Origin of the sequence: Streptococcus oralis subsp. dentisani (assembly GCF_002096685.1) — a bacterium.
Taxonomy (GTDB): Bacteria; Bacillota; Bacilli; order Lactobacillales; family Streptococcaceae; genus Streptococcus; species Streptococcus oralis_AD.
Genome location: NZ_NCVA01000039.1, coordinates 230,720 through 255,014 on the forward strand (window position 1 = coordinate 230,720; position 24,295 = coordinate 255,014).

Genomic DNA, 24,295 nt, shown 5'->3' on the forward strand with positions numbered 1-24,295 from the left:
AATTTATGGTAAAATAGAAGGATAGAAAGTGTGTACGAGGTAATTATGATTAATCGGATTACAGACAATCAATTTAAACTAGTATCAAAATACCAACCTTCAGGAGATCAACCCCAAGCGATTGAGCAGTTGGTTGACAATATCGAGGGTGGAGAAAAGGCCCAAATTTTGATGGGGGCGACTGGTACTGGGAAGACCTATACCATGAGTCAGGTCATTTCCAAAGTCAATAAACCTACTTTGGTCATTGCCCATAACAAAACCCTAGCTGGTCAGCTCTATGGGGAGTTTAAGGAATTTTTCCCTGAAAATGCTGTTGAGTACTTTGTTTCATACTATGACTATTACCAACCCGAGGCCTATGTTCCTTCTAGTGATACCTATATTGAGAAGGACAGTTCAGTCAATGACGAGATTGACAAGCTTCGTCACTCAGCGACTTCAGCACTTCTGGAGCGCAATGATGTCATCGTTGTGGCTTCTGTTTCTTGTATCTATGGTCTGGGTTCGCCAAAGGAATACGCTGATAGTGTTGTAAGTCTCCGTCCAGGTCTTGAAATTTCTCGTGATAAACTCTTGAATGACTTGGTGGATATCCAGTTTGAGCGCAATGATATTGATTTCCAACGGGGAAGATTTCGCGTTCGCGGGGATGTGGTGGAGATTTTTCCAGCTTCCCGTGATGAACACGCTTTTCGAGTGGAGTTCTTTGGGGATGAGATTGACCGTATTCGTGAAGTAGAGGCTTTGACAGGTCAGGTATTGGGAGAAGTGGATCATCTGGCGATTTTCCCAGCCACTCACTTTGTGACCAATGATGACCACATGGAGGTTGCAATTGCCAAGATTCAGGCAGAGTTAGAGGAGCAGTTAGCTGTCTTTGAGAAGGAAGGTAAACTGCTAGAAGCCCAGCGTTTGAAACAGCGGACAGAGTATGATATCGAGATGTTACGTGAGATGGGCTATACAAATGGGGTTGAGAACTACTCTCGTCACATGGATGGTCGTAGCGAAGGAGAGCCCCCTTATACGCTTCTCGACTTCTTCCCAGATGATTTCTTGATCATGATTGATGAAAGTCACATGACCATGGGACAGATTAAGGGCATGTACAATGGAGACCGTTCGCGTAAGGAAATGTTAGTAAATTATGGTTTTCGCTTGCCGTCTGCTTTGGACAATCGTCCTCTCCGTCGGGAAGAGTTTGAAAGTCATGTCCATCAGATTGTTTACGTTTCAGCGACACCTGGTGACTATGAAAATGAACAGACCGAGACAGTGATCGAGCAAATCATTCGTCCAACGGGACTCTTGGATCCTGAAGTGGAAGTCCGTCCGACTATGGGGCAGATTGATGACCTCTTGGGTGAAATCAATGCCCGTGTTGAAAAGAATGAACGAACCTTTATTACCACTTTGACCAAGAAAATGGCAGAGGACTTAACCGACTACTTCAAGGAAATGGGCATCAAAGTCAAGTACATGCACTCGGATATTAAGACCTTGGAGCGAACGGAGATTATCCGTGACCTGCGTTTGGGTGTCTTTGATGTCTTGGTCGGAATCAACCTGCTCCGCGAAGGGATTGACGTACCTGAAGTAAGTTTGGTTGCTATTCTAGATGCTGACAAGGAAGGTTTCCTTCGTAACGAACGTGGCTTAATCCAGACTATTGGACGTGCTGCTCGTAATAGCGAAGGGCATGTGATTATGTATGCTGACACAGTTACTCAGTCTATGCAACATGCTATCGATGAAACGGCCCGTCGTCGGAAAATCCAGATGGCTTATAATGAAGAACATGGTATCGTACCACAAACTATTAAGAAAGAAATCCGTGACTTGATTGCAGTGACCAAGGCAGTTTCCAAAGAAGAGGACAAGGAAGTCGATATCAATAGCCTCAACAAACAAGAACGCAAGGAACTCGTCAAGAAACTCGAAAAACAAATGCAAGAAGCTGTCGAAGTGCTTGACTTTGAGCTTGCTGCCCAGATTCGGGATATGATGCTGGAAGTCAAGGCGTTGGGGTAGAGAGGCCCTTAAGTCAAATTTAATTAGCCAAATTGCTATGTCCTTGTTTCAGTAGTCTAGATATGAAGAAAACGGTGAAAATGAATAAAAGAAATTCAAATACAAAAAAGAATCTACCAAGGAAGGAAAGTTTTCAGCATTGGCTAAATTCTCATAAAATTATAGGTTTCTTCCTAGTCCTTGGTCTAATCTTAGGAATAGGGCTAGGTATTAATTTTATTTTTAAAAGTCTCCCCCTTCCTTCACTATACAGAGATATTAACTATAGTTTTCCATTATATGTAAATCTTTTTTGTTTGGTCTACAGAATATTTGACTATTGGTTTCTAGATTTATCCAGGTTAAGGATGACTCTAACCAGATTTGCTGGATTGTTCATCTATCTTAATAGTATCGGTTTAGTGGTCCATCTGTTTTTCGGAGTTAGTGGGAAAAACAGTAAAGGGATTTTACCATCTCTCTTATCACTAGATTATCGCTACATCTGGTTTCCTATCGCAACTTATATGCTATTCTTTTTCTTGGGATTGGTCATTTTACTTCTTGCTAAACATTTAGAAAAGAAGAAATTGAAGAAATGATTGTAATGTCTCTTTCACCTATTCTTGCCCATATAGGCCATTATATACAATTATCACTGTCAGAGTATCTTTATCATAATACCATGACTTAGTTAATGCTTTTATCGTGAAATTTGAAATAAAATACAACAAAGATACATTTTAATAACTTAGAAAGCGAGTAAATTTATGTCCCGTGCGCAAGCAACCATTTTAACCAATATCTGTCTAATCGAAGATCTAGAAAATAAGCGAGTAGTCATGCAATATCGGTCTCCTGAAAACAATCACTGGTCTGGCTACGCCTTTCCAGGAGGTCATGTTGAGAATGGCGAGGCTTTTGCCGAGTCAGTTATCCGAGAAATCTACGAAGAAACAGGTCTGACGATCCAAAATCCCCAACTAGTAGGCATTAAAAATTGGCCTCTGAATACAGGCGGGCGCTACATTGTCTTGTGTTATAAGGCGACTGAGTTCTCTGGTACCCTTCGCTCTTCAGATGAAGGAGAAGTTTCTTGGGTGAAAAAAGACCAGATTCCAAGCTTGGATCTGGCCTATGATATGCTACCCTTGATGGAGATGATGGAAGCTTCGGACAAGTCTGAGTTTTACTATCGCCACCGTACAGAGGACGGATGGGAGAAAGAAACTTTTTAGTTATATGATTAGTTGATATGTGTTATCTTTTAAAGTAAGGTACTGAAATATAGGCTAAGTATGGCGGTGTAAGTCAACTGAATATTTCTAAGTTTCTTATTATTCTTTTCTATCTATATTTTGAACAATCTCCACCTTCTATTCTGAAATCGGAGATTGTTTTATTTTATGGTATAATCTTAAAATATGAAAGGAAGTAGCAGAAAATGGATGATAAAGTAATTGAACAATATGCAAAACAAGATAATCTTGATATTAGAGTAAACATACATAAGAAGTATTCAAAAAATAAATTAGGATTTAACAATTGGATATTTTCCAACTACCAAATCACTAATGAAGTAAAGGTTCTAGAATTGGGATGTGGTACAGGAGAACTGTGGAAAAGTAACAGTGATTCTATAGATAAAATGAAGCAGTTGGTTATTACAGATTTTTCTAAAGATATGGTGAAAACAACGAAGTCAGTGATTGGAAATAGATACAATGTCAACTATGAAATAATGGATATTCAAAAGATTTCTTTTGAGAATGAAACATTTGATATTGTTATTGCTAATATGCTTCTACATCATGTAAATGATATTCATAAAGCGCTCTCTGAGGTGAATAGAGTCTTAAAAACAGGCGGAATTTTTTACTGTGCTACATTTGGTGAAAATGGAGTTGTAGATTATTTGGCAAGCTTATTTAAAGATGAGGTTAATCAAAATTTGGAAAATAAAACATTTACTTTACAAAATGGCACAAAGTACCTGAGTAAGTATTTTAACTCTGTCGATACATTACTCTATGATGATGAGTTACAGGTAACTAGTATAGATGACCTAGTTAAATACATCCAATCCTTTAAAGGAATTTCAGAAATAGGTTCGCTAGAAGAAAAAGTCATTCGTAAAAGATTGGAAGTACATTTTCATAAGGGTAAGTTAATTATTCCTAAAGAATATGGTATGTTTATTGCTCGAAAGTAAAATTAAGGGAACTAAATTTTGAAAGATTAAGGAGAAGGTTTTCAAAATAAAATCAAGCGGATAGTCTTTAGAGCTTGCTCCAGCCGGTTCTATATAAAAGTCTCAACTTTTTGAATTTGGAGAAGTTTCTTGGGTGAAAAAAGACCAGATTCCAAATTTGGATCTGGCCTATGATATGTTGCCCTTGATGGAAATGATGGAAGCGCCTGATAAGTCTGAATTTTTCTACTCTCGCCGTACAGAAGACGATTGGGAAAAGAAAATCTTCTAATCCTTTACCAAATAACCAAGCTGATCCAAGGCCTCCTCGATATAGTGGATGTCTTGTTGTGTTTCGGCTTCGACTAGGTGGTAATGGATGCCGTCTGTCAATTCAGAAAGGGGTCTAAAGTCTGAATTCTCGACTTGTTCCAGAAAGTGCTGGACATCTCGGCGGCAAGTGAGTTTGAGATGGGTTTCAATTTCACCATAAACGGGATGATCGATTAAGATATTTTGAACGCGTCCGCCATTATCTACAATGGCAAGAAGTTCTTGCCCGATTTCTTCCAGTTCATGTTTCACTTTAAAGAGTTTGTGAACGTAGGGGCTGGCATCATTTTCTTTGTAGATATAACCACGATTGGTGGATAGGATAGGAGCCCCATCTGCTCGGAGAATAGCGATATCCTGTACAATGACTTGGCGCGTAACATGAAAGTGCTCAGCCAAGGTTTGACCATTGAGAGCTTTTGGTGCCTCTTTTAATAGTTTGAGAAGAGCTTGTTTGCGATCCTTTGTCATAGTTTTTCCTTTTAGCGACGTTTTCGAAGCACTTTATAGACAGCTAGTGCTAATGTATAGTCTACCATACTATGGACAATTGTGCCAAATCCAACTAGGACGAAGAGAACATAAAACATATTTTCAACGTTTGTTCCTGAAGTAGCATAGAAGATGATACAAGCTAGTACTTCAGCGATAGCGTGAACAACACCTAAAACAAAGTTAAAAATCCAAGATGCCTTTGGTTTATCCAAGGTTTCAGGGAATTTTTTTAAGTAAAATGCTCCCAAAATACCAAAAACGATGTGAGAAAAGGCGCGTAGGACGATAACCATAGGGTAACCTGCCATCAGGAAACCGAGACTCGAAGCAATAATCACAAAAGCAGCCATCAAAGGTGATAGAAACATGGCGATAAAGATGGCGATATGGCTTCCTAAAGTGTAAGAAGCTGGTGGGATGACGATTTTAAAAGGCATAATGATTGGAATCAAAATCGCGATTGCTGTGAGCAGTGCAGTCATGGTCATAAACTGCGTTTTTTTCCGTATATCCATAAGAACCTCCATTTATCTGTATATACACAAGTATAGTACAATAAATAATCAGTTAAGTCAAGAAGCATTAGTGATTTTTAATGGATATTTGATTAAATGTGGTAAAGAATACTGGGAACTTAATTCTTATGTTTTAAATGTTAAACTCCACCTTCAGGACGAAAGTGGAGTTGTTTTTTTATTTCTTCAAGGTTTCGAGACGTGGGACAATCATTACAGTCAAGATGGCTGAGATAACCAATTCGGCGATTGAGTTTGTAGAGATAACAGTTGCTAGGAGTTTTTGGATATTGCCATCGAAGACATTTCCAAAAAGGAAGAAGATTCCCCCGAGGACAAAGACGGTATTGGTAAGGGAACCAAGGGCACCAGCTAGGATTAGCCCAGTTTTATTTTTTATCAGTTTATAGACCAAGTAAGGTGTCAGACCGATCAAAATGCGAGGGACAATAGCGATAATCGCAGAATAGATGTTTCCGTTCGGTACGAATGGAGAAAAGAGGTAGCTGGTTGGAAGGATGGTAATCGTGTTTACCGTTAAGCTTAGCAGTCCCATCAAGAAACCAAGTGTAACACCAACTCGTGGGCCGTAAATGATACTAGCAATGATTACTGGAATATGAACGATAGTTGGTTTAATTGGAAATGGGAAAAGATTAAATAGGAGAGAGCTCAAAAAGTGGATAACGAGCATAACTGCAAAAAAGATAGCAATTGGGGCAATGTTAGAGCGTTTGTTCATCGAGGGTTTCCTTTATTCTTTCTAATATAGTATTCAGGTCAGCTAGGGCGCCTTTGCCGTGATCGCCACAGGCTAGTAAAGATTCTTTTGGGGAGATAATCTGATAACCATAGGTCTCTAATGTTTTTAGATTAGCCTGAGTTGCCGGATGGTCATACATTTTGGTATTCATGGCTGGCGCTAAGAGTTTAGGGATGTGACTTGGTAGGGCAAGCGCTGTGCTTGTCACCATGTTATCCGCAAATCCGTGGACTAACTTTGCGATGGTATTAGCAGTAGCAGGGACAACGATAAAAAGATCAGTTCTTTTACCTAGTTCGATATGATTGACTTGATCAGGATAGGGTTCCTTCATGACATCAAGGCGAACTGGATTCTGTGAGAGTACCTGTAGTGTCAACGGTTGGATAAACTCTCTCGCTGCCTCAGTCATTAAGACAGTAACCTGATGGCCTTGTTTCTTCAAGGAACTGACCAGGTCAGCTGATTTATAGGAGGCAATGGAACCTGTCACTGCGATGAGAATATTTGCCATGGCTTTCCTTTCTATGAATCGTATGCTTGAATTTTTTCAAGCAGGAGATTTGCTATTTCCTCTTTGGTTTGAACGGTTTGGAGTTGCTCATTCTCAACAAAGATTGCGTGATGCTGGTTTGCTGAAATTTGAGTCAGGTCATTTGCAATGATTAAGTCTGCTTGGTTCTTGATAAGGCTTTTTCTAGCAATTTCTATGAGATAATCTTCAGAGACATCAACCAACAGTTTGAAACCAATCAGATGAATAGCTGGATTCCATTCCTTGACTAGAGAGATGATTTTGGGTGTTTTTTTCAGGAATAAAACCTGAACCTCGTCAGTTGAAGAAATCTTAGCTTGATGATTCTGCTTGTTTAAAAAATCTTCCAAATTAGAGCTAGCCTGAACCTCCTCAAGCCCCGTCATATAAACAGGTGTGTAGTCAGATACAGCCATTGAATGAATCAAGACCCGGTAATTTGGAACTCGCTCTTTCATCTCAAAAAGGAGATCATTGGTGTTCTTAATTTCTCGAATGCTTAGGTTGGGATGAGGTTCTGGCTTAATAGCACTAGGAGTAGTAATCAAACAAACCTCATGACCAGCAGCAAGTAGGGCTTCGGTGATGATTTTCCCCAAGCGACCAGTAGAATGATTAGTAATAGAGCGGACACTATCGATAGCTTCACTGGTACCGCCTGACGTAACTAAAATTTTCATAGGACTATTGTACCAAAAAATAAAATAGAATCAAAAGAAAGCGTTTGTTTTTTTATCTAATTTTCTAGCAAGATTATAGTTTTTGGCTATAAAAACTTATAAAAAGTAAAAAAAATGTCTAATATAGACCTTAAAACTTGATGTTTATAAACTTTACTAAGCTTTTTGTATGTGAAAAAACTTTTTTTGTGTTATAATGAGTTATCATATTAGAGGTTAGAGGAGTTTTGAATGAAAACAGATATTGAAATCGCACAGAGTATTGAGTTGAAACCAATCGTTGATGTTGTTGAGAAACTTGGTATTTCTTATGACGATTTGGAGTTGTACGGAAAGTACAAGGCTAAGCTTAGTTTTGATAAAATTCGTGCGGTTGAGAACAATCCAGTTGGTAAATTGATCTTGGTAACTGCCATCAACCCAACACCTGCTGGTGAGGGGAAATCAACCATTACCATTGGTCTTGCGGATGCCTTGAACAAGATTGGTAAGAAAACCATGATTGCTATCCGCGAACCGTCTCTTGGCCCAGTAATGGGGATCAAGGGTGGTGCAGCTGGTGGTGGTTATGCCCAAGTGTTGCCAATGGAGGACATCAACCTCCACTTTACGGGGGATATGCATGCCATTACAACTGCTAACAATGCTCTTTCAGCCTTGATTGACAATCACTTGCACCAAGGGAATGAGCTAGGAATTGACCAACGTCGTATCCTCTGGAAACGTGTAGTAGACTTGAACGACCGCGCCCTTCGCCATGTTACCGTTGGACTTGGTGGCCCTCTAAATGGTATTCCACGTGAGGATGGTTTCGATATTACAGTTGCTTCCGAAATCATGGCCATTCTTTGCTTGGCGACTGATATTGAAGATTTGAAACGTCGTTTGGCGAATATCGTTATCGGATATCGCTATGACCGTACACCAGTTACTGTTGGTGATTTGCAAGTTGAGGGAGCTTTAGCATTGATTTTGAAAGATGCTATCAAACCAAACTTGGTTCAGACAATCTACGGAACACCTGCTTTTGTACACGGTGGTCCATTTGCCAATATCGCTCATGGCTGTAACTCTGTTTTGGCAACAAGCACAGCCCTTCGCTTGGCTGATTATACTGTTACTGAAGCTGGTTTTGGTGCAGACCTTGGTGCTGAGAAATTCCTTGACATTAAGACACCAAACTTGCCTACATCTCCAGATGCAGTTGTCATCGTTGCTACCCTTCGTGCCCTTAAGATGAATGGTGGTGTAGCTAAGGATGCTCTTACAGAGGAAAATGTGGAAGCAGTTCGTGCAGGTTTTGCTAACTTGAAACGCCACGTTGAAAATATTCGTAAGTTTGGTATTCCAGCAGTTGTTGCGATTAACGAATTTGTTTCTGATACAGAAGCTGAAATTGCAGCCTTGAAAGAACTCTGTGCTTCAATCGATGTTCCAGTTGAGTTGGCTAGTGTATGGGCTGATGGAGCAGAAGGTGGCGTAGCGCTTGCTGAAACGCTTGTCAAGACTATCTCTGAAAATCCAGCCAACTACACTCGTCTTTATGACAATGACCTTTCTGTCCAAGAAAAGATTGAAAAGATTGTCACTGAAATCTATCGTGGTAGCAAAGTGAACTTTGAGAAGAAAGCCCAAACGCAAATCGCTCAAATCGTTCAGAATGGATGGGACAAATTGCCAATCTGTATGGCGAAAACTCAGTACAGTTTTTCTGACAATCCAAATGCACTTGGAGCACCAGAGAACTTTGAAATTACCATCCGTGAATTGGTACCAAAATTAGGTGCAGGCTTCATCGTTGCCTTAACAGGTGATGTTATGACCATGCCAGGCCTTCCAAAACGTCCAGCCGCTCTTAATATGGATGTTGAAAGCGATGGAACCGTTTTAGGATTGTTCTAGTATATTGCAATTGATTTCAAATGAGTTTGGAAAAGCTATCCAAGCTCATTTTTTTATCTAGATGTAAGGAGTTGTCTTCAGCTGATGTAAGGAGTTGTCTTCAGCTGATGAAAGAGGTGTCTTCTACAAGCAATCAGTCTAGGTAAAGATATTTTCCCTGATTTCTGATATAATAGAAACATTGACTTCAAGAGTAAGGAAGAGAAAATGAACGCATTATTGAATGGAATGAATGACCGTCAAGCCGAGGCAGTGCAAACGACAGAAGGTCCCTTGTTGATCATGGCAGGGGCTGGTTCTGGAAAGACTCGTGTTTTAACTCACAGAATTGCCTACTTGATTGATGAAAAGATGGTCAATCCTTGGAATATTTTGGCCATTACCTTTACCAATAAGGCTGCTCGTGAGATGAAGGAGCGTGCCTATAGCCTCAATCCAGCTACTCAGGACTGTCTGATTGCGACCTTTCACTCCATGTGTGTTCGTATCCTACGTCGCGATGCGGATCATATTGGCTACAACCGCAATTTTACCATAGTAGATCCTGGAGAACAGCGAACCCTTATGAAACGCATTCTCAAGCAGTTGAACTTGGATCCTAAAAAATGGAATGAACGGACTATTTTGGGAACCATTTCCAATGCTAAGAATGACTTGATTGATGATGTGGCTTATGCTGCTCAAGCTGGTGATATGTATACGCAAATCGTGGCCCAGTGTTATACGGCCTATCAAAAGGAGCTTCGTCAGTCTGAGTCCGTTGACTTTGATGATTTGATTATGCTGACCCTGCGTCTCTTTGATCAAAATCTTGATGTTTTGACCTACTACCAGCAGAAGTTCCAGTACATTCATGTTGATGAGTACCAAGATACCAACCATGCCCAGTACCAACTGGTCAAACTCTTAGCTTCACGCTTTAAAAACATCTGCGTAGTCGGTGATGCGGACCAGTCTATCTATGGTTGGCGTGGGGCTGATATGCAGAATATATTGGATTTTGAGAAAGATTACCCTAACGCCAAGGTAGTTTTGTTGGAAGAAAATTATCGTTCAACCAAAACCATTCTCCAAGCTGCCAATGACGTCATCAAAAACAATAAAAATCGTCGTCCCAAGAATCTCTGGACTCAGAATGCCGATGGGGAGCAAATCGTTTATTATCGCGCAAATGACGAACAAGATGAGGCTGTTTTTGTAGCCAAAACCATCGATGAACTTGGTCGTAGTCACAACTTCCTTCACAAAGATTTTGCAGTTCTATATCGGACTAATGCGCAGTCTCGTACCATTGAGGAGGCCCTCCTAAAGTCCAATATTCCTTATACTATGGTTGGCGGGACCAAGTTCTACAGCCGTAAGGAAATCCGTGACATTATCGCTTACCTTAACCTCATTGCCAATTTGAGTGATAATATCAGTTTTGAGCGCATTATTAACGAACCTAAACGCGGAATCGGCCCAGGAACCGTTGAGAAAATTCGCGATTTTGCGAATATGCAAGAGATGTCTATGCTGGATGCTTCAGCTAATATCATGCTGTCTGGCATCAAAGGAAAAGCAGCCCAGTCTATCTGGGATTTTGCCAATATGATTCTGGATTTGCGGGAGCAACTGGATCAATTAACCATTACAGAGTTGGTTGAGGCTGTTCTAGAAAAAACTGGTTATATCGATATTCTCAATGCCCAAGCGACCTTAGAAAGCAAGGCGCGGGTTGAAAATATCGAGGAATTCCTTTCTGTTACCAAAAATTTTGACGACAATCCTGATAGTCAAGAAGAGGAAACAGGTTTGGACAAACTCAGTCGTTTCTTGAATGACCTTGCCCTGATTGCGGATACGGATTCAGGCAGTCAGGAGACATCAGAAGTGACCTTGATGACCTTGCACGCAGCTAAGGGACTTGAGTTCCCAGTTGTTTTTATCATTGGGATGGAGGAAAATGTCTTTCCCCTTAGCCGTGCAGCTGAAGATCCAGATGAGCTAGAAGAGGAACGCCGTTTGGCCTATGTCGGTATCACACGAGCAGAAAAGATCCTCTATCTGACCAATGCCAATTCACGCTTACTTTTTGGGCGTACCAATTACAATCGTCCGACCCGTTTTATCAATGAAATTAGTTCGGACTTACTTGACTATCAAGGCTTGGCTCGACCAGCGAATACTAGCTTTAAGGCTTCTTATAGCAGTGGTGGAGCGGCCTTTGGTCAAGGTATGAGCCTAGCTCAGGCCCTTCAAGAACGGAAACGCAATGCTGCACCAAGCTCTATCGAGTCAAGTGGTCTCCCGTTTGGACAGTTAGCAGCCGGAAATAAAAAAGATTCGACTGATACAAGTTGGTCTATTGGGGATATTGCTCTCCACAAGAAGTGGGGAGAGGGAACTGTTCTGGAAGTCTCTGGTAGCGGTGCTACGCAGGAATTGAAAATCAATTTCCCAGAAGTAGGACTGAAAAAACTCCTAGGCAGTGTAGCCCCAATTGAGAAAAAAATCTAATTTTTCATCCTTCTCACGAATAATAAAGTGAGGAGGATTTTTATGTACAGTATTTCATTCCAAGAAGATTCACTCTTGCCTAGAGAAAGACTAGTTAAAGAAGGAGTAGAGGCTCTGAGCAATCAAGAATTACTAGCTATTTTGCTCAGAACGGGAACGCGTCAGGCCAATGTTTTTGAAATCGCTCAGAAAGTCTTGAATAGTTTGACCAGTCTAACCGATCTGAAAAAAATGACCCTGCAGGAATTGCAGAGTCTGTCTGGTATTGGACGGATTAAGGCCATTGAATTACAAGCAGTGATTGAACTGGGACATCGCATTCACAAACATGAAACCCTTGAGATGGAAAGTATTCTCAGCAGTCAAAAACTAGCCAAGAAAATGCAACAGGAACTTGGCGACAAAAAACAAGAGCACCTAGTGGCGCTCTATCTCAATACTCAAAATCAAATCATCCATCAGCAAACTATTTTTATCGGATCTGCGACACGCAGTATTGCTGAACCGAGAGAAATCCTTCACTATGCTTTGAAGCATATGGCAACGTCTGTGATTCTCGTTCACAATCATCCATCCGGTGCTGTATCTCCTAGTCGAAACGACAACCATGTCACTAAACTAGTCAAGGAAGCCTGCGAACTGATGGGAATTGTGTTCTTGGACCATTTGATTGTCTCTCACTCTGATTACTTTAGTTACCGTGAAAAGACGGATCTAATCTAGAGTTCGTTAACAACATAGTTAAATAGCGTTTTATCTTTGGGACGATTTTCAAATAGAAATTCTGGATGCCATTGGACACCAAGATAAGGAAAGCCGTCCGTAGTTGTCACAGCCTCAATGATTCCATCTTTAGGATCATGTGCTACAACCTTAAGATTTGAGGCTAGATCTTTAATGCTCTGGTGGTGGAAGGAGTTGATATGAGAGATTTCTCCATAGATCTCTCGGAGAATCGTATCAGGTTCCGTTACGAGACGTTGTGTCGTGTATTCGGCTGAACAGTCCTGCCAATGATCCTCGATATCTTGGTGAAGCGTACCTCCCATAGCGACATTGAAAAGCTGAGTACCCCGGCAAACAGAGAAAATTGGTTTCTTCTGTTTAATCGCTTCTCTGATAAGGGCCAATTCAAACTGGTCTCTTTGAAGATGGTAGTCATCGCTGTCAATGGTTTTAGGCTCACCATAGTATTTTGGATCAACATTTTGCCCACCCGTTAGGATAAGCTTATCAATGATACTGATGTAATGGGTAGCCATTTCTTGATCACCAATCGGTAGGATGATTGGAATTCCGCCAGCGTCCTTGACTCCTTCAACAAAGCCCTTTGCTGCATAGCTCATCATGATGTCATCATCTGGATGAGCTTTTTCATTTCCTGTAATCCCAATAACTGGTTTTTTCATAAATGCTTTCGCTTTCTAATCCTCTTTACGCATAAAATAGAGGAGAGTTTGGAGTTCGCTTGTCAAATCGACATACTGAACGACCACATCTTTTGGAAGGTGGAGGTGAACAGGGGAAAAACTGAGAATACCTTTTATACCTGCATCGACCAAAAGATTGGCGACTTCTTGTGATTTAACACTTGGAACTGTTAGGATAGCAGTTTTAACATCTGCTTCTTTGATTTTTTCTTTAATTTGAGAGATACCATAGATTGGAATTCCATCAGGTGTCTGGGTTCCAACTTCTGGATGGTCATCTAGGTCAAAGGCCATGATGATTTTCATCTTGTTACGCTCATGGAAGCGATAGTGGAGAAGGGCATGCCCCATATTCCCAATCCCAACCAACATAACATTGGTAATGGAGTTGTCATTTAGGAGGTCAGCAAAAAAAGTCATCAGTTTTTTAACATCATAACCAAAACCACGACGACCTAGTTCGCCAAAATAGGAAAAATCACGACGAACAGTCGCAGAATCGATACCGATAGCCTCTGCAATTTGCTTAGAGTTGGCACGTTCGATTTTCTCGGCATGAAATCTCTTAAAAATTCGATAGTAGAGAGAGAGTCTTTTTGCTGTTGCTTTTGGAATAGCAGACTGTTTATCTTTCACAAAACCACAACCTTTCTATTCTTCTATTTTATAGAAACATTGTGAAAAAATCAACAAAAACAAGAAAAAACTAAGAAAATCTTAGTTTTAGTCTTAAAAATTAGCTTGTGATAGAAAACGGTAGAGATCTCCGACCAATCCTTGATAGATAACTTTATCATCAAAGGTTAATGAGGTAACTAGGAATGTATCTGGAAGAGTTACACAACCTGATAGAGATAACATAAGCTCTTCGTAATCCTTATATTCAAGTGTACGTTCTACGTGATAGTTATCTTGATAGGTAAGTCGATACATAGCCAATTATCTTTCTTCTTTTGTGAAGATTCCGCGTTCTACAAGGCTGTCCATGAGGAAGTAGAATTTCTCTTGGTGGATATGATGGTCTTCTGATTTAAAGATATTCACCAAACGAAGGCCAGATTTGTCAGTGATGTTGAGTTTAGCACCTGTAAGGTCTTTATTGATGATGATTTTTAGGTTGAAGCCTTCACCGCTGTTAGGTACTTTCTCAAGCAGACGAGTTAGTTCGAAGTTTCCAACTTTTGTTTCAAAGAAAGTATTATCTTTCAGTGTGAACTTTTTGACAGTTGGGCTAAGTGTGTAGTCGTAGCGGCAGTTTTGTAGTTTAATGGTTTTTTCGAATGCCATTAGATTAATCTCCAATAATATTTTTTAAGGTTTGTGCGAGTTGTTTCAGTTCTTCCTCAGTGTTAAGAGGAGACAGGCTGATACGGACAGATTCTTTCAAACGATGCGAATCTGGTCCATAAAATGCTTTAAGCACATGACTGGTTTGTACAACACCAGCGGTACAAGCTGAACCGGTAGAAATTGAAATTCCTTCAAGGTCTAACCGTAGCAAGAGCAAATCATTTTTTTGACCAGGAAAGCCAATATTGACAACATAAGGAAGCTGGTATTGGCTTTCGTTGAGATAGTATTCTAGATCTGCAATCTCATCTAGAAAAGCAGATTTTAATCCCTCTAGTTTTTGGTAATGTTCAGCTTGCTGCTCTAAGTCCTCTTTAAGAGCAGCGACCATGCCTACAATGGCAGCGAGGTTTTCTGTTCCAGCCCGTTTCTTTTGTTCTTGGTCTCCACCGTGAAGATAGGAATCAAAGTCCGCGGAAGAAGCATAAAGAAAGCCGATTCCCTTTGGTCCATGGAATTTGTGGGCAGAAGCACTGAGGAAATCAATTCCCAATTCCTCAGGATGGATAGGAACTTTTCCGATAGCTTGAACAGCATCTACATGATAAGCCGCAGGATGCTCTTTTAAAACACGTCCAATCTCAGCGATAGGTAAGAGACTGCCCGTTTCATTATTAGCATACATAGTGGAAACGAGAATAGTATCGTCACGTAAGGCCTCTTGAATTTGCTGGGGAGTAATTTCTTGATTTACTGGTTGGATGATAGTCGCTTCAAAGCCAAAATGTTGCACCAGATAATCGATAGTCTCAAGCACAGAATGGTGTTCAATAGCTGTCGTGATGATATGTTTTCCACGTTTTTGATGACGGAGACAATAGCCAATAATGGCTGTATTGTTACTTTCTGTACCACCAGACGTGAAAAAGATATGTTGAGGTTTGGTTCCTAGTAAGTGGGCTAAGTCCTGACGAGCCTCTCGCAAGAGTTTACCAGCTTGTCGACCATGGCCATGAATACTAGAAGGATTACCATGAGTTTCTTGCATGACCTTGGTCATTTCTGCAATAGCTACTGCTGACATAGGAGTCGTAGCAGCATTGTCCAAATAAATCAAAGAATCACCTTATTTCTTTTTGTTGTAAGCAAAGAGTGGGCTGACTGGTTTTCTTTCATGGATGCGGACGATCGCATCTCCGATTAATTCGCTAGCAGTAATGTAACATACATTTTCTGGAGTTCTTTCTTTGGTTGCTACTGAGTCAGTCACAAGGATTTCTTTGATGTTTGTAGCATCAAGGAGGTCTGCTGCACCTTCAACAAATAAACCGTGACTGGATACTGCATAAATCTCAGTTGCACCTTCACGTTCAACGATTTTGGCTGCTTCAGAGAATGTACGACCAGTATTTAGGATGTCGTCAATTAAGATAGCCTTCTTGCCTTCGACATCCCCAATGATATAGCCTTCGTTACGATTAGAATCGTCTTGGGCGTAGTCAATGATAGCGATAGGAGCATCAAGGTATTCAGCCAAACTACGCGCACGTTTAACACCAGAGTTCTTTGGACTGACAACAACAACATCGGAGCCAAGGAGTCCTTTATCACAGTAGTGCTTAGCAAATAGAGGAACAGTATAAAGATTATCTACAGGAATATCAAAGAAACCTTGGACCTGAACAGCGTGGAGGTCAAGCGTTAGAACACGGCTTACACCAGCTTTGACAAGCATATTGGCAACTAGTTTTGCAGTGAGGGGTTCGCGAGAAGAAGCGATACGATCCTGACGCGCATAACCAAAGTAAGGAAGGACAACGTTGATACTATGAGCACTTGCGCGTACACAAGCATCAACCATGATCAACAACTCCATCAAGTGGTTGCTAACGGGGTAGCTGGTTGACTGGATGATGTAGACATCGTAACCGCGGACACTCTCTTCAATATTGACCTGGATTTCACCATCAGAAAATTGGCGAGAAGATAATTTTCCGAGAGGTACACCAACTGTATCCGCAATCTTTTGAGCGATTTCTGGGTTAGAGTTTAGGGTGAAAAGTTTCATGTTGTTTCTATCTGACATTATAGACCGTCCTCTGTAAACTTTGTGAATCTCCTTTGAGAAAGTTCTGTTTTTCAAAGGGAGATTCTTTTATTTTTATCTTTTCTATTCTACCAAAAAAAGGAGATTATTTCAGCTTTTTTTCATGCTTTTAATAAAACGAATTAATTTTGAAGGAGCTTTCTGATAATTGATCTGATTTTCTTCTAAGAATTTCTGAAAATCAGCTTTCCCTTTTTCATGGTCTGTGACTTCAAGCTCGAGTTCATAGTCTGTCTGATCAAAGTAGTGGCTTTCATCTAGTGCCATTAGACCAATCGGCGTTTCCATTTCGTAACGAAGAGTTGAAAGACAACCCAGAACAAACCAGTCATGGCTTTCAATACCAATCTTAGCAAGCTTTTCTAAAACGAGCCCTTGAGGAAGTTTTTGTTTTTCTAGGTAAAATTCAGCCTCTGGAAGAGTTAGTTTCTGGTTGTATTCCATATTTCCTACGGTTTGAGGTACTTTCAAGGTCAACTCCGCCCAATCTGAAAAGGTGCGAATGCGCATGGCAACCTTTTTTTCACGCAATTGAAAATCAGGTGTATCAATGTAGTAGTTTTTCTGTAGGACGGGTTGGATATGAGAAAACTGTTCTTTTAAATGATCGTAATCCTCTTTTTTCAGTAGTGTTTTCAGTTCAATTTCTAAATGTTTCATTTTTCTAACCTTTTTTTTATCTTTGAAAGCGATTTATGGTATAATGGACAATGTATTTATTGTATATGATTGTAGTGAAAAAATCAAAAATTTTCAACAACACAATCACATACCAAAAGGGAGAAAATATGACCATAGAATGGGAAGAATTTTTAGATCCTTACATTCAAGCTGTTGGTGAATTGAAGATTAAGCTTCGTGGAATTCGCAAACAGTATCGTAAACAAAACAAGCACTCTCCGATTGAGTTTGTTACTGGACGGGTGAAGCCGATTGAAAGTATTAAGGAAAAAATGAATCGCAGAGGGATTGGCTACGATACTTTGGAACATGACTTACAGGATATCGCAGGTTTGCGGGTCATGGTGCAGTTCGTCGATGATGTTCAGGAAGTTGTTGCGATTTTACGCAAACGCCATGATATGAGAGTAGTACAGGAACGTGACTACATCACGCATCGGAAGGCTTCGGGCTATCGCTCCTATCATGTGGTGGTAGAGTATACAGTTGACACCATCAGTGGTGTTAAGACGATTCTGGCTGAAATTCAAATCCGGACTTTAGCCATGAATTTTTGGGCTACGATTGAGCATTCGCTCAATTATAAGTATCAGGGGGATTTCCCAGAGGAGATTAAGAAAAGACTGGAAATCACGGCGAAAATAGCCTATCAACTGGATGAAGAAATGGGGAAAATCCGTGATGATATTCAGGAAGCACAGGCGCTCTTTGATCCTTTAAGTAGAAAACTAAACGACGGTGTAGGAAATAGTGACGATACAGATGAAGAATACAGGTAAACGAATTGATCTGATTGCAAATAGAAAACCCCAGAGTCAAAAGGTTTTGTATGAGCTGAAAGACCAGTTGAAAAAACATCATTTTATACTCAACGACACCAATCCTGACATCGTCATATCAATTGGTGGGGATGGGATGCTTTTGTCTGCATTTCACAAGTACGAGAATCAGTTAGATAAAGTTCGATTTATTGGCGTACATACAGGACATTTAGGATTTTATACGGATTATCGTGACTTTGAGTTGGACCAGTTGGTTACCAATCTCCAACTGGATACTGGTGCCAAGGTTTCCTATCCTGTTTTGAATGTCAAGGTGACACTTGAAAACGGAGAAGTTAAGACCTTCCGTGCATTAAACGAAGCCAGCATCCGCAGGTCTGATCGCACCATGGTTGCGGATATCATCATTAATCATGTTCCATTTGAGCGATTTCGAGGAGATGGAGTAACTGTTTCAACGCCAACTGGAAGCACTGCCTATAACAAGTCCTTGGGTGGAGCTGTCTTGCATCCTACCATTGAAGCCTTGCAGTTGACTGAGATAGCGAGTCTTAACAACCGAGTCTATCGCACTTTGGGATCATCGATCATTATTCCCAAAAAAGATAAGATTGAACTCTTGCCGACACGCAATGATTACCACACGATATCAGTCGATAACAGCGTCTATTCCTTCCGTAATATCGAACGGATTGAGTATCAAATCGACCATCACAAGATTCACTTCGTAGCGACTCCAAGTCACACTAGTTTCTGGAATCGTGTCAAAGATGCCTTCATCGGCGAGGTGGACGAATGAGGTTTGAATTTATAGCAGATGAACATGTCAAAGTCAAAACTTTTCTCAAGAAACACGAGGTTTCTAAGGGACTTTTGGCTAAGATTAAGTTTCGAGGCGGGGCTATACTGGTCAATGGCCAACCTCAAAATGCGACTTATCTCTTAGATATTGGAGACAGGGTAACTATTGATATCCCTGCAGAGGAAGGGTTTGAGAGCCTTGAAGCTATTGATCGACCACTGGATATTCTCTATGAGGATGACCATTTTCTGGTTTTGAATAAGCCTTATGGAGTAGCTTCCATCCCCAGTGTCAATCATTCCAATACCATTGCCAATTTTATCAAGGGCTACTATGTCAAGCAAAACTATGAAAACCAGCAAGTTCACATCGTGACTAGGCTTGATAGAGATACATCTGGTTTGATGCTCTTTGCCAAACACGGCTACGCTCATGCACGTTTAGACAAGCAGTTGCAACGAAAGTCTATCGAAAAACGGTATTTTGCTTTAGTTAAAGGAGCTGGTGTCTTGGAGCCTGAAGGGGAGATTATCGCCCCGATTGCGCGTGATGAAGATTCTATTATCACAAGACGGGTTGCCAAAGGTGGGAAATACGCTCATACGTCTTACAAAGTTGTAGCGTCTTATGGAGATATTCACCTAGTTGATATTCGCCTGCATACTGGACGAACTCATCAGATCCGAGTGCATTTTTCTCATATCGGCTTTCCTTTGTTGGGAGATGATCTCTATGGAGGCAGCCTAGACGACGGCATTCAACGCCAGGCCCTGCATTGTCATTATTTATCTTTTTATCATCCCTTCTTAGGGCGTCAGCTGGAGCTGGAAAGCCCTTTGCCAGATGATTTTAACAATCTTATTATTCAGTTATCAACTAATACTCTTTAAAATCTATTTTGAGTATAATTTATTTTCTTAAAGGAGAAACTCATGGAAGTTTTTGAAAGTCTGAAAGCCAGTTTAGTTGGCAAAAATGCTCGTATTGTTCTACCTGAAGGGGAAGAACCACGTATCCTTCAAGCAACAAAACGCTTGGTAAAAGAAACAGAAGTTGTTCCTGTTTTGCTTGGGAACCCAGAAAAAATCAAAATTTATCTCGAAATCGAGGGGATCATGGATGGTTATGAAGTGATTGATCCCCAACACTATCCTCAATTCGAAGAAATGGTTGCTGCCTTAGTAGAGCGTCGTAAGGGCAAAATGACTGAAGAAGAAGCGCGTAAAGTTTTGGTTGAAGATGTCAACTACTTTGGTGTGATGCTAGTATACTTGGGATTGGTTGACGGTATGGTGTCAGGGGCTATTCACTCAACTGCCTCAACAGTTCGCCCAGCCCTACAAATCATTAAAACTCGTCCAAACGTTACTCGTACGTCAGGTGCCTTCCTCATGGTTCGTGGTACGGAACGTTACCTATTTGGTGACTGTGCCATTAATATCAATCCAGATGCGGAAGCCTTGGCTGAGATTGCTATCAACTCGGCTATTACAGCTAAAATGTTTGGCATCGAACCTAAAATTGCAATGTTGAGCTACTCTACTAAAGGTTCAGGTTTTGGTGATAGTGTTGATAAAGTTGTTGAAGCAACAAAAATTGCACACGATTTGCGTCCTGACCTTGAAATCGATGGAGAATTGCAATTTGATGCGGCCTTCCACCCTGAAACTGCAGCATTGAAAGCTCCAGGAAGTAACGTTGCTGGGCAAGCAACTGTCTTTATCTTCCCTGGTATCGAAGCGGGGAATATTGGCTATAAGATTGCAGAACGTCTTGGTGGCTTCGCGGCTGTAGGTCCTGTATTGCAAGGTTTGAATAAACCAGTAAACGACCTTTCTCGTGGATGTAATGCAGATGATGTGTACAAGTTGACCCTTATCACAGCAGCTCAGGCGATCAATCAATAAGAAATGGAGTCTCTTCTACTAAAGGAAGGGGCTTTTTAGTACTGAGAAAAGGACAGTTAGGAGCTTCTATGTTATACTAGATATATGTTAGATTTGAAAGAATACGGAGTTGAGATGTGGTCAGAGGAGAAGATCATTTCTTTTCGTGAGAAACTCCTCAACTGGTACGATGAAAACAAACGGGATTTACCATGGCGTAGAAGTAAAAATCCTTATCATATCTGGGTTTCTGAAATTATGCTCCAACAGACTAGAGTAGACACAGTCATTCCCTACTATGAACGATTTTTGGACTGGTTTCCAACTGTTGAAAGTCTGGCGAATGCGCCTGAAGAGCGTTTGCTAAAAGCATGGGAGGGGTTGGGATATTACTCCCGAGTTCGCAACATGCAGAAATCAGCCCAGCAGATTATGGCTGACTTTGGTGGTCAATTTCCAAACACCTATGAAGGAATTTCTAGTTTAAAAGGGATTGGTCCCTACACTGCGGGAGCAATTTCCAGTATCGCTTTTAATCTACCCGAGCCAGCAGTTGATGGCAATGTCATGCGAGTTTTGTCTCGCTTGTTTGAGGTCAATCATGATATCGGAGTTCCCAGCAATCGAAAGATCTTCCAAGCTACGATGGAAATCTTGATTGATCCAGAACGACCAGGAGACTTTAATCAAGCCTTGATGGACTTAGGGTCTGATATAGAGGCACCAGTTAATCCTCGACCAGAAGAAAGCCCTGTTAAGGAATTTAGCGCAGCGTATCAGAATGGGACTATGGATTCTTATCCAATTAAAGAACCCAAGAAAAAGCCTCTCCCAATCTATCTCAAGGCTTTGGTTGTGCGCAATGCTCAAGGTCAATATCTACTTGAGAAAAACGAAAGTGAGAAACTGCTAGCTGGTTTTTGGCATTTCCCCTTGATAGAAGTAGAGGAGTTCTCACAGGAAGAAGAACAGCTGAATCTATTTGCTCAGGTTGCTGAAAAAAGCGTTGCTTTTGGTCCAACACCCCAAGAAAGTTTTGAGCAGGATTATGACTTAGAAGTTAATTGGTCCCATCAAGTATTTGATCAAGTCAAGCATGTCTTTAGCCATCGGAAATGGCATATTCAAATCCTAGCGGGTCAGGTGACAGATTCGAAACAGTTTGATGACAGAGAAATTCGCTGGGTTTCTCCTCAGGAATTTTCTGATTATCCATTTGCTAAACCTCAACAAAAGATTTGGCAGGCTTATAAAACAGTTCTTGAAGATGAGGGCCGATATTAGCCATTTGTGCCTTCTTTACATTTTTTTGTTATAATAGATAGAGAAAAGGTGAACATATGAAAAAAATATTAGTTGTAGATGATGAGAAACCAATCTCAGATATTATTAAGTTCAATATGACCAAGGAAGGCTATGAGGTTGTAACAGCCTTTAACGGTAGAGAAGCCATCGAGCTATTTGAGGCGGAGCAACCTGATATTATTATTCTAGATTTGATGCTTCCTGAGATCGATGGTTTAGAAGTTGCTAAGACAATTCGTAAGACTAGCAGTGTGCCTATCATTATGCTCTCAGCCAAGGATAGTGAGTTTGACAAGGTTATCGGTTTAGAACTTGGGGCAGATGATTATGTCACAAAGCCCTTCTCAAACCGTGAATTGCAGGCGCGTGTGAAGGCTTTACTTCGTCGTACAGACCTTGCTTCAGTGGATAGTCAAGAAACTGATGAAAAGAAATCCCAACCCCTTCAGATTGGTGATTTGGAAATCGTTCCAGATGCTTATGTGGCTAAGAAATACGGTGAGGAACTGGATTTGACTCATCGTGAGTTTGAGCTCTTGTACCACTTGGCCTCTCACATTGGTCAAGTTATTACGCGTGAACACTTGCTTGAGACTGTCTGGGGTTATGACTATTTTGGTGATGTTCGTACAGTGGATGTGACCATCCGACGTTTGCGTGAAAAAATCGAAGACACTCCAAGCCGTCCAGAATACATCCTAACACGTCGTGGTGTGGGTTACTATATGAGAAATAATGATTGAAGATATTAGACAAACGATTCTGACCAGTGATTTTATCTTTATCCTGATTTTACTTGGCTTTATCTTGGTGGTAACCTTGTTGTTACTGGAAAATCGTCGGGATAATATTCGTCTAAAGCAGGTTAATCAAAAGATTAAAGATTTGATTGCAGGGGATTATTCTCGAGTATTGGATATGCAGGGAAGCTCTGAAATCACCAACATCACCAATAATCTTAATGACTTGTCTGAGGTCATTCGTTTAACGCAGGAGAATTTGGAGCAAGAAACAAAAAGGCTTAACAGTATTCTTTCTTATATGACAGATGGAGTACTAGCGACCAATCGCCGTGGTCAAATTACCATGATTAACGATATGGCCAAGAAACAGCTGGGTGTCGTAAAAGAAGAAGCATTGAACAAAAGCATCCTAGAATTGCTTAAGATAGAGGATGAATATGAACTGCGTGACCTCATTACACAGATTCCTGAATTGATGATTGATTCCCAAAATGCTAATGGAGAATATCTTAGTCTTCGTGTGCGTTTTGCACTCATTCGTCGTGAGTCTGGATTCATTTCTGGTTTGGTTGCCGTTTTGCACGATACGACTGAACAGGAGAAGGAAGAGCGTGAACGGAGACTCTTCGTGTCTAATGTTAGCCATGAGTTGCGGACACCTTTGACTAGTGTTAAGTCCTATCTTGAAGCCTTAGACGAGGGAGCCTTGTATGATCCTGTTGCTCCTGATTTTATCAAGGTTTCGCTCGATGAAACCAACCGTATGATGCGGATGGTGACAGATCTCTTGCATCTCTCTCGTATTGATAATGCGACCACTCAGTTGGATGTGGAATTGATTAATTTTACGGCCTTCATTACCTTTATCCTCAACCGCTTTGATAAGATGAGAAGTCAGGATGAGGAGAAAAAATATGAGCTGGTTAGAGATTACCCAATCAACTCAGTTTGGATCGAGATTGATACCGATAAAATGACTCAGGTGATTGATAATATTCTTAACAATGCCATCAAGTACTCACCAGATGGTGGGAAAATTACTGTCAGCATGAAAACCACTGAAGACCAGATGATTTTATCTATCAAAGACCAAGGTCTAGGTATTCCAAAACAAGATTTGCCGAAGATTTTTGACCGCTTTTACCGTGTGGATCGTGCAAGAAGTCGTGCTCAAGGTGGAACTGGTCTAGGTCTGGCTATTGCCAAGGAAATCATCAAACAACACAATGGCTTTATTTGGGCCAAAAGTGAATACGGTAAGGGGTCAACCTTTACCATTGTGCTCCCTTATGATAAGGAGGCAGTGAAAGAAGAAGTCTGGGAGGATGAAGTAGAAGACTAGA

25 protein-coding genes and 1 pseudogene are annotated in these 24,295 nt (G+C 40.8%); 14 read left to right on the forward strand and 12 right to left on the reverse strand.

Annotated features, from left to right (window positions below; all coding sequences use genetic code 11):
* Window positions 1-45: 45 nt before the first annotated feature.
* The 4 genes and pseudogenes from uvrB to B7705_RS03995 form a co-directional block, all read left to right on the forward strand.
* On the forward strand, window positions 46-2,034 hold the full coding sequence (uvrB, locus tag B7705_RS03975) for an excinuclease ABC subunit UvrB (protein WP_084947947.1): 1,989 nt from the start codon (window positions 46-48) through the stop codon (window positions 2,032-2,034).
* 749 nt (window positions 2,035-2,783) lie between these two features.
* Window positions 2,784-3,251: an 8-oxo-dGTP diphosphatase gene (locus B7705_RS03985; protein WP_084947952.1), complete on the forward strand. Its 468-nt coding sequence runs from the start codon at window positions 2,784-2,786 to the stop codon at window positions 3,249-3,251.
* A gap of 206 nt (window positions 3,252-3,457) precedes the next feature.
* Window positions 3,458-4,225, forward strand: coding sequence for a class I SAM-dependent methyltransferase (locus tag B7705_RS03990; protein ID WP_084947956.1), 768 nt, complete (start codon window positions 3,458-3,460; stop codon window positions 4,223-4,225).
* Window positions 4,226-4,343: 118 nt separating this feature from the next.
* Window positions 4,344-4,496 (forward strand): annotated as a pseudogene (locus B7705_RS03995) (8-oxo-dGTP diphosphatase); the annotation flags it as partial.
* Here B7705_RS03995 and B7705_RS04000 read toward each other — a convergent pair.
* From B7705_RS04000 to coaB, 5 genes are all read right to left on the reverse strand, one after another.
* Complete coding sequence (locus tag B7705_RS04000) at window positions 4,493-5,008, reverse strand: transcription repressor NadR (RefSeq protein ID WP_084947959.1); 516 nt, start codon at window positions 5,006-5,008, stop codon at window positions 4,493-4,495. The pseudogene B7705_RS03995 and the gene B7705_RS04000 overlap by 4 nt on opposite strands.
* Window positions 5,009-5,019: 11 nt before the next feature.
* Window positions 5,020-5,547 (reverse strand): ECF transporter S component, encoded by a 528-nt coding sequence (locus B7705_RS04005; RefSeq protein WP_000354636.1) that lies wholly within the window; start codon window positions 5,545-5,547, stop codon window positions 5,020-5,022.
* 178 nt (window positions 5,548-5,725) lie between these two features.
* Window positions 5,726-6,289 carry an ECF transporter S component gene (locus B7705_RS04010; RefSeq protein ID WP_084947961.1) on the reverse strand — a complete coding sequence of 188 codons (564 nt, stop codon included), beginning with the start codon at window positions 6,287-6,289 and terminating at the stop codon, window positions 5,726-5,728.
* Window positions 6,273-6,824, reverse strand: coding sequence for a phosphopantothenoylcysteine decarboxylase (gene coaC, locus B7705_RS04015; protein ID WP_084947964.1), 552 nt, complete (start codon window positions 6,822-6,824; stop codon window positions 6,273-6,275). The genes B7705_RS04010 and coaC overlap by 17 nt, the downstream gene beginning before the upstream one ends.
* 11 nt (window positions 6,825-6,835) lie before the next feature.
* Window positions 6,836-7,525 carry a phosphopantothenate--cysteine ligase gene (gene coaB / locus B7705_RS04020; protein WP_084947967.1) on the reverse strand — a complete coding sequence of 230 codons (690 nt, stop codon included), beginning with the start codon at window positions 7,523-7,525 and terminating at the stop codon, window positions 6,836-6,838.
* A 231-nt stretch (window positions 7,526-7,756) separates the two neighbouring features.
* Between coaB and B7705_RS04025 the strand changes: the two genes are divergently transcribed.
* From B7705_RS04025 to radC, 3 genes are all read left to right on the forward strand, one after another.
* Entirely contained in the window at window positions 7,757-9,427 is a 1,671-nt protein-coding gene (locus B7705_RS04025) for a formate--tetrahydrofolate ligase (protein ID WP_084947969.1), read from the forward strand.
* A 207-nt stretch (window positions 9,428-9,634) separates the two neighbouring features.
* A complete protein-coding gene (gene pcrA, locus B7705_RS04030; RefSeq protein ID WP_084947972.1) occupies window positions 9,635-11,926 on the forward strand; it encodes a DNA helicase PcrA in 2,292 nt (763 codons plus the stop codon).
* Window positions 11,927-11,968: 42 nt separating this feature from the next.
* Complete coding sequence (radC, locus tag B7705_RS04035) at window positions 11,969-12,649, forward strand: RadC family protein (protein ID WP_070838528.1); 681 nt, start codon at window positions 11,969-11,971, stop codon at window positions 12,647-12,649.
* Here radC and B7705_RS04040 read toward each other — a convergent pair.
* The 7 genes from B7705_RS04040 to B7705_RS04070 form a co-directional block, all read right to left on the reverse strand.
* On the reverse strand, window positions 12,646-13,335 hold the full coding sequence (locus B7705_RS04040; protein ID WP_084947975.1) for a gamma-glutamyl-gamma-aminobutyrate hydrolase family protein: 690 nt from the start codon (window positions 13,333-13,335) through the stop codon (window positions 12,646-12,648). The two genes, radC and B7705_RS04040, sit on opposite strands and share 4 nt — an antisense overlap.
* Window positions 13,336-13,350: 15 nt before the next feature.
* Window positions 13,351-13,992: a redox-sensing transcriptional repressor Rex gene (locus B7705_RS04045; RefSeq protein ID WP_000653419.1), complete on the reverse strand. Its 642-nt coding sequence runs from the start codon at window positions 13,990-13,992 to the stop codon at window positions 13,351-13,353.
* Between the two features lie 93 nt (window positions 13,993-14,085).
* On the reverse strand, window positions 14,086-14,289 hold the full coding sequence (locus B7705_RS04050) for a DUF4649 family protein (RefSeq protein ID WP_025169551.1): 204 nt from the start codon (window positions 14,287-14,289) through the stop codon (window positions 14,086-14,088).
* A 6-nt stretch (window positions 14,290-14,295) separates the two neighbouring features.
* Window positions 14,296-14,643, reverse strand: a complete 348-nt coding sequence (locus B7705_RS04055; RefSeq protein WP_000863524.1) for a DUF1831 domain-containing protein — start codon at window positions 14,641-14,643, stop codon at window positions 14,296-14,298.
* Window positions 14,644-14,647: 4 nt separating this feature from the next.
* Entirely contained in the window at window positions 14,648-15,763 is a 1,116-nt protein-coding gene (locus tag B7705_RS04060; protein ID WP_084947978.1) for a cysteine desulfurase family protein, read from the reverse strand.
* A 9-nt stretch (window positions 15,764-15,772) separates the two neighbouring features.
* A complete protein-coding gene (locus B7705_RS04065) occupies window positions 15,773-16,732 on the reverse strand; it encodes a ribose-phosphate diphosphokinase (protein ID WP_001283847.1) in 960 nt (319 codons plus the stop codon).
* Window positions 16,733-16,843: 111 nt separating this feature from the next.
* Window positions 16,844-17,413, reverse strand: a complete 570-nt coding sequence (locus B7705_RS04070) for a CYTH domain-containing protein (protein WP_084947981.1) — start codon at window positions 17,411-17,413, stop codon at window positions 16,844-16,846.
* Window positions 17,414-17,541: 128 nt separating this feature from the next.
* Between B7705_RS04070 and yjbM the strand changes: the two genes are divergently transcribed.
* The 7 genes from yjbM to vicK all read left to right on the forward strand — a co-directional run bounded on the left by yjbM (window position 17,542) and on the right by vicK (window position 24,294).
* A complete protein-coding gene (gene yjbM / locus B7705_RS04075; RefSeq protein WP_061452442.1) occupies window positions 17,542-18,213 on the forward strand; it encodes a GTP diphosphokinase in 672 nt (223 codons plus the stop codon).
* Window positions 18,197-19,015 carry an NAD kinase gene (locus tag B7705_RS04080; protein WP_038806136.1) on the forward strand — a complete coding sequence of 273 codons (819 nt, stop codon included), beginning with the start codon at window positions 18,197-18,199 and terminating at the stop codon, window positions 19,013-19,015. Before yjbM ends, B7705_RS04080 begins: the two co-directional genes overlap by 17 nt.
* A complete protein-coding gene (locus tag B7705_RS04085) occupies window positions 19,012-19,908 on the forward strand; it encodes an RluA family pseudouridine synthase (protein ID WP_084947983.1) in 897 nt (298 codons plus the stop codon). The genes B7705_RS04080 and B7705_RS04085 overlap by 4 nt, the downstream gene beginning before the upstream one ends.
* Before the next feature lie 42 nt (window positions 19,909-19,950).
* Complete coding sequence (gene pta, locus B7705_RS04090; RefSeq protein ID WP_084947986.1) at window positions 19,951-20,925, forward strand: phosphate acetyltransferase; 975 nt, start codon at window positions 19,951-19,953, stop codon at window positions 20,923-20,925.
* Window positions 20,926-21,009: 84 nt separating this feature from the next.
* Entirely contained in the window at window positions 21,010-22,188 is a 1,179-nt protein-coding gene (gene mutY / locus B7705_RS04095; protein WP_084947989.1) for an A/G-specific adenine glycosylase, read from the forward strand.
* Between the two features lie 56 nt (window positions 22,189-22,244).
* A complete protein-coding gene (yycF, locus tag B7705_RS04100; protein WP_000723165.1) occupies window positions 22,245-22,952 on the forward strand; it encodes a response regulator YycF in 708 nt (235 codons plus the stop codon).
* Window positions 22,945-24,294, forward strand: a complete 1,350-nt coding sequence (vicK, locus tag B7705_RS04105; protein WP_038806132.1) for a cell wall metabolism sensor histidine kinase VicK — start codon at window positions 22,945-22,947, stop codon at window positions 24,292-24,294. Before yycF ends, vicK begins: the two co-directional genes overlap by 8 nt.
* Window position 24,295: the final 1 nt, after the last annotated feature.